Genomic DNA, 938 nt, shown 5'->3' on the forward strand with positions numbered 1-938 from the left:
TGAGCCCGTACCACTCGCTGCGGGAGAGCGGGATGTCCGAGCCGGCGGCGGCGTCGGTGACGCGCTGGGGCTGGGTGGTGCCGAGCACGACCTGGATGCCGGCGGGGTGGCGGGTGATCCAGGCGACCGCGATCGCGGTCGGCGTCACGCCGTACTTGGCGGCGAGGCGATCCAGCTCGGCGTTCAGTTCCGGGTGGTCCTCGGAACCGAAGAACACGCCGTCCTGGAAGCCCTTCTGGAACGGGCTCCACGCCTGCAGGGTGATCCTGTTGATCCGGGCGTAGTCGACGAGCCCACCGCCGTCGCGGGTGATCGAGTCGTCGAAACCGGTCATGTTGGACGACAGGCCCTGAGCGATGATCGTGGAGTGCGTGATCGACAGCTGCACCTGGTTGGCGACGATCGGCTGGGTGACAGCGGTCTTCAGCAGGTCGATCTGGCGCGGAGTGTGGTTGGACACTCCGAATGCGCGGACCTTGCCGCTGGTCTCGAGGTGGTCGAACGCGCGCGCGACTTCCTCGGGCTCGACGAGCGCGTCGGGCCGGTGAAGCAGCAGTACGTCGAGGTAGTCGGTGCCCAGCGCCTTCAGTGACTCCTCGGCCGAGGTCACTATGTGCTCGTAGGACTGGTCGTAGCCCCACGGATCGGCGACGATGCCGGTCTTGGTCTGCAGGGTGATCTGCTCGCGCTCCGACGAGGTCAGCCGTAGTGCCTCGGCGAACCGGCGCTCGCACAGGTGCGGTCCGCCGCCGGGGTGGTTGAACCCGTACAGGTCCGCGTGATCGAAGAAGTCGATGCCCGACTCGCGGGCGGCCGTGTACAGGGCGCGGATCTGCTCGTCGCTGTCGCCGGCGATGCGCATCATGCCCGCGACGACGTTGGGGACTGTGGCGTCGGTGGTTCCGAAGGGGACAGTCTTCATGGATTCCTCTCGTGGG

At 67.6% G+C, this 938-nt stretch carries 1 protein-coding gene; it reads right to left on the reverse strand.

Annotated features, from left to right (window positions below):
* A partial coding sequence (locus tag IG84_RS0137110; protein WP_031067815.1) for an aldo/keto reductase occupies nucleotides 1-922 on the reverse strand: 922 nt, incomplete at its 3' end.
* Nucleotides 923-938 lie beyond the last annotated feature (16 nt).

The organism is Streptomyces ochraceiscleroticus (assembly GCF_000720485.1).
Classification (GTDB): Bacteria; Actinomycetota; Actinomycetes; order Streptomycetales; family Streptomycetaceae; genus Streptomyces; species Streptomyces ochraceiscleroticus.